At 65.3% G+C, this 5,723-nt stretch carries 3 protein-coding genes; all 3 read right to left on the bottom strand.

The window, feature by feature from the left end; translation table 11 throughout:
* On the bottom strand, positions 1–1,658 hold a 1,658-nt coding region (gene lpdA / locus C8K44_RS27025), incomplete at its 3' end, for a dihydrolipoyl dehydrogenase (protein WP_109578836.1).
* A gap of 7 nt (positions 1,659–1,665) precedes the next feature.
* Complete coding sequence (locus C8K44_RS27020; RefSeq protein WP_109578835.1) at positions 1,666–2,955, bottom strand: 2-oxo acid dehydrogenase subunit E2; 1,290 nt, start codon at positions 2,953–2,955, stop codon at positions 1,666–1,668.
* Positions 2,956–2,988: 33 nt separating this feature from the next.
* A complete protein-coding gene (mdeB, locus tag C8K44_RS27015; protein ID WP_109578834.1) occupies positions 2,989–5,682 on the bottom strand; it encodes an alpha-ketoglutarate dehydrogenase in 2,694 nt (897 codons plus the stop codon).
* Positions 5,683–5,723 lie beyond the last annotated feature (41 nt).

The following is a 5,723-nucleotide window of genomic DNA, read 5'->3' as shown; positions in this document are numbered from 1 at the left end:
CCGATGGTCTCGCCGAGTGTCGGATGTGGATGGATGGTCTTGCCGATATCGATCGCGTCGGCACCCATCTCGATCGCCAGGCAGATCTCGCCGATCATGTCGCCGGCCGACGGCCCGACAATGGCGCCGCCGATGATGCGGTGTGTGTCTTTGTCGAACACCAGCTTGGTCATGCCGTATTCGGCGCCGTTGGCGATGGCCCGACCCGACGCTGCCCATGGGAACCTGGCGACGTCAATCGCGCGGCCGGCGGCCTTGGCGGCATCTTCGGTCACCCCAACCCAGGCGATCTCCGGTTCGGTGTAGGCGACCGACGGCACGACTGTGGCGTCCATAAAGCTCTTAAGTCCGGTTGCTGCCTCGGCCGCAATATGTCCTTGATGCACCGCCTTGTGTGCCAGCATCGGATTGCCGGTAATGTCACCGACAGCGAAGATGTTTTGAGTGCTCGTGCGCATTTGCGCATCGACTTCGATGAAACCCCTGATATCGCTCGACACTCCAGCCGCAGCCAGCTGCAGCGCCTCGGCGGAAGGCCGCCGGCCGGCCGATTGCAGGATCAGATCGTAGCGCCTGACGCCGGCGCCCTCGCCGCTCGTCGTGACCACGAGCCCATCCTTCTCGGCGACTACGCTTTCGACGCGCGCGCCGAGCAGGATGGCGTCGAAGCGGTGGGCGTTGCGCTTGCGCCAGGTCTCGACGACGTCGCGGTCGACGTCGGGCAGCAGTTGGTCGAGCTGTTCGACCACGTCGACGCGAGCGCCGAGCGCGCTGTAGACAGTCGCCATCTCAAGCCCGATGATGCCCCCGCCGATGACCAGCATGCGTTCGGGGATGAAGGGCAGCTCGAGCGCACCTGTCGAATCGACGATGTGCGGATCGTCGGGCAGGAACGGCAGCCGGACGGGCACCGAGCCGGCGGCGACGATCGCCTTGGCGAAGACGATCCTGCGGTCAGATCCGTCGGACAGCACGACATCTGCGGTATTGGTATCGGCAAACACCGCCGTGCCCCTGACCACCTCGACCTTGCGCAACCGCGCCATGCCCTTCAGCCCATCGGTGAGCTTGGCAACGACACCTGCCTTGAAGCTGCGCAGCTTGTCGAGATCGAGCGCCGGCGTATCGAACGCGACGCCGTGGTCGGCGAGGCGCTCGGCCTCCTCCTTGACGGCAGCGACGTGCAGTAGCGCCTTGGAAGGGATACAGCCGACATTGAGGCAGACGCCGCCAAGCGTCGCCTCGCGCTCAACAAGGATAACCCGCTGGCCGAGATCGGCGGCGCGGAAGGCCGCGGAATAGCCGCCCGGACCGCCGCCGATCACCAGCACGTCGCAATCGGGCGCAGCACCAGTGGCCGGCGATGGGATTATTGCTGCGGCCGGGGATGGAGCCGACGCAGCCGGCTTGGCTTCGGCTGCCGCGGTTTCGACCGTGGCGATCAGCGCGCCCTGGGAGACGCGCTGGCCGATGGCGAGTTCGACGGAGGCGATGCGCCCGGCGAACGGCGCCGGCACGTCGATCGACGCCTTGTCGGATTCGAGCACGATCAGCGTCTGCTCGTCGGCAATCTGGTCGCCTGGCTTGATGTGCACCTCGATGACGGCGACATCCTTGAAGTCGCCCATCTCGGGCACCCTGATTTCGGTGATGCTCATGTCGGCCTCAAATGATCGCACGGCGGAAGTCGCCCAGGAGGGCGGCGATGTGGCCGAGGAACCTGGCCGCGGCAACGCCGTCGACAACGCGGTGATCCCACGACAGCGAGACCGGCATGATCAGCCGCGGCTCGAAGGCCTTGCCGTCCCATACGGCTTCCATCGTCGATCGGCCGGCGCCGAGGATCGCCACCTCCGGCGCATTGATGATCGGCGTGAAGCCTGCCCCGCCGATGCCGCCGAGCGACGACACCGAGAAACAGCCGCCCTGCATATCGGCGGCAGACAGCCCGCCGCCGCGCGCCTTGTCGGCGAGCGCGCGCATCTCGGTGGCGATCTCAAGCACCCCCTTGCGGTCGCAATCGCGGATCACCGGCACCATCAGCCCCTTCGGCGTATCGGCGGCAAAGCCGACATGGACGTAGTTCTTGAGCACCAGTTCCTCGCCGTCGAGCGAGGAGTTGAAGCGCGGATAGGCCTTGAGCGCCAGCGCCGACGCCTTGATCAGGAAGGCGACCATCGTCAGCTTGGCGTCCTTGTTCGCCGCATTGAGCTCCTTGCGGAACTCCTCGAGGCCGGTCACGTCTGCGTTGTCGAAGTTGGTGACATGCGGAATGGTCAGCCAGTTGCGGGCGAGATTACCTCCCGAAATCTTCTGGATGCGCGACAGCGGCTGGCGTTCGATGGGACCGAACTTCTCATAGTCGACCGCAGGCCATGCCGGCAGGCCGGCACCGATGCCGGAGTCCAACACCTGCGCCGGGGAACCGCCCGCGAGGCGCTCCTTGATGTGCGCCGTAACGTCTTCACGTATTATCCTGCCCTTGGCGCCAGTAGGTTTCACCGTGCCAAGATCGACGCCGAGTTCACGAGCGAAAGCGCGTACCGACGGCGTCGCATGGGCGCCTGCCATGGCGGACGGCGCGGCACTCGCCTGCGGTGCTGCCGGCATGGCCTTTTGTTCAACAGCCGGCTCCGCCTTGACCGGCACCGGTGCCGGAGCGGTCTTGGCCTTCTCCGCAGCAGCGACCGGTGCGGGCGCTGCCGCTTCCACAGCACCGGCGTCGATGGTCAACAGCAGGGCGCCCTGCGACACGCGCGTGCCGATCGAAACCGCGAACTCCCTGACGGTCCCGGCAAAGGGCGCCGGGATCTCCATCGTCGCCTTGTCGGATTCCACCGTCATCAACGGATCTTCCACCGCCACGACGTCGCCCGGCTTCACCAGGAACTCAACGACAGGCACATCCTTGTAGTCGCCGATGTCCGGCAACCTGACTTCCATTTGCTGGCTCATATCAACTCTTTCAGAACTGGAACTCGACCCGGATCAGCGCAGCCAGGGCGCATCGACAGCACCGTCGAGGCCATAGCGGGCGATGGCGTCCGCTACCGTCTGGCGCGTCACCGCCCCTTCGGCGACGAGCGCAGCAAGGGCTGCGACAGCGATGTGGCGATGATCGACCTCGAAGAAGTCGCGCAGTGCTGTGCGCGTGTCGCTGCGGCCAAAACCGTCGGTGCCGAGCGCGGTGAACGGCGCCTCGACGTAGGACGCGATCAGCTGCGGATAGGCGCGGACATAGTCTGTGGCGGCGACGATCGGCGCCTTGCCGGGCAGGCAGCCGGCAAGATGGCTGACCACGGGTTCCGCGAGCGGGTTGTAGCGGTTGTGACGCTCCGCCTCCCGCGCATCACGCGACAGCTCGGAGAAGCTGGTAGCGCTCCAAACCTCGGAGGCGACACTCCAGTCATTGGCCAGCATCTGCGCTGCCTCGATGACCTGCGGCAGGATGGTGCCGGAACCGAGCAGGCGGACAAGGCCGACACTCTTCTTGGGCTTGTGGCTGACAAGGCGGTAGAGCCCCTTGATGATGTCGGCCTCAACACCTGCCGGCATCGATGGCTGGGCGTAGTTCTCGTTCATCGCGGTGATGTAGTAGAACTCGTCCTTGCCCTGCTCCATCATCGCGCGTGCGCCGTGATCGAGGATGACCGCCAGCTCGTAGGCAAAGGTCGGGTCATAGGCACGGCAGTTCGGAACCGTCGAGGCAACCAGCAGGCTCGATCCGTCCTGGTGCTGCAGGCCCTCGCCCGCCAGCGTCGTCCGGCCCGCTGTCGCCCCGATCAGGAAACCGCGCGAGCGCTGGTCGGCGGCCGCCCAGATCAGGTCACCGACACGCTGGAAGCCGAACATCGAGTAATAGATGTAGACCGGCAGCATGGCGAGGTTGTGTACGCTGTAGGACGTCGCGGCCGCCACCCAGGACGACACAGCGCCAGCCTCGGTGATGCCTTCTTCGAGCAGCTGCCCGTTCTTGGTTTCCTTGTAGTAGAGCATCGAGCCCGCATCCTCGGGCTCGTAGAGCTGGCCGACCGGCGAATAGATGCCGACCTGGCGGAACAGGTTGGCCATGCCGAAGGTACGCGCCTCGTCGGCAACGATCGGCACGATGCGCGGTCCGATTTCCTTGTCCTTGATGATGTTGCCGAGCAGCCTCACTGCGGCCATGGTCGTTGACATCTCCTTGCCCTCGGCATTGAGGGCGAAGTCGGCGTAGCTAGCCAGCGGCGGGATCGCCACCGGTTCGGCCGTGCGTCGGCGCGCCGGCAGATAACCTCCGAGCGCATCGCGGCGCGACCGGAGATAGTTGAGCTCAGCGCTGTCTTCAGCCGGCTTGTAGAACGCGACCTGCTCGGCCTGCTCGTTGCTGATCGGCAGCGAGAAGCGGTCGCGGAAGGCCAGCAGGGCATCGACGTCAAGTTTCTTGGACTGATGCACCGTCATGCGCGACTCGCCGGCAGCGCCCATGCCAAAACCCTTCTTGGTCTTGGCCAGGATGACTGTCGGCCTACCCTTGGTCGCCCTGGCCGCCTCGAAGGCGGCAAACAGCTTGCGGAAGTCGTGGCCACCGCGCTTCAGGGCATCGATGTCGCGGTCCGACATGTGGGCGACCAGCGCCTTTACCTCGGGGTCCTCCTCGAAAAAGTGCGCCAGGTTGTATGCGCCATCCTTGGCGCCGAGCGTTTGGTACTTGCCGTCGACGGTAGCTGCGAAGCGGCGGAGCAGGGCGTGCTGGGTGTCGCGCGCAAACAGCGCGTCCCACTCCGATCCCCACAGCACCTTGATGACGTTCCAGCCGGCGCCGCGGAAGGTGCTTTCCAGCTCCTGGATGATCTGGCCGTTGCCGCGCACCGGTCCATCCAGCCGCTGCAGGTTGCAGTTGATGATGAACGTCAGGTTGTCGAGTTTCTCGCGCGCGGCGATCGACAGGCCGGCGATCGACTCCGGCTCGTCCATCTCACCGTCGCCGAACACACCCCAGACATGGCGACCTTCGGTGTTGGCGAGGCTGCGGTCGTTGAGGTAGCGCATGAAGCGGGCCTGATAGACCGCGGTTATCGGGCCGATGCCCATCGAACCCGTCGGCACCTGCCAGAAGTCGGGCATCAGCCAGGGATGCGGATAGGAGCACAGGCCTGTGCCGCCGATCTCCTGGCGATAGTGCTGGAGATGTTCTTCCGAAAGCCTCCCCTCAAGGTAGGCCCGGGCGTAAACGCCGGGCGCCGAGTGCGGCTGGAAAAAGACCACGTCGCCGTCACCATCGCCGGTGTCAGCGCGGAAGAAGTGGTTGAAGCCGACTTCGAAGATCTCCGCCGCGGAGGCATAGCTGCCGATGTGGCCCCCAAGTTCGCCATAGGCCTTGTTCGCCCTGACCACCATCGCCAGCGCGTTCCAGCGAATAATCGCGGTGATGCGCTCTTCCATGGCGAGGTCGCCGGGAAACGGCGTCTGCTTTTCCAGCGAAATGCTGTTGCGGTAGGGCGAGAAAGGCAGGGGCTCGTGCACGATGCCGAGTTCCTTGGCCTTGCGGTCGAGCTCGCCGAGGATGAATTCGGCCCGCGTACCGCCCGAATTGAAGAACACGGATTCCAGCGAGGCCAGCCAGTCGGCCGTCTCCAGCGGGTCGCCGTCATGTCCGGCGTGGACCTCACCAATGGCGTCGGAAGGGGTCTTGTTGAGCATGATGGCGCTCCAGCTCCTTGAGTTTCCACTTGCGCGCGAGG

The organism is Aminobacter sp. AP02 (assembly GCF_003148805.1).
GTDB lineage: Bacteria > Pseudomonadota > Alphaproteobacteria > Rhizobiales > Rhizobiaceae > Aminobacter.
Note: the sequence above shows the minus strand (reverse complement) of the source record. Positions and strands in the feature narration are given on the sequence as shown.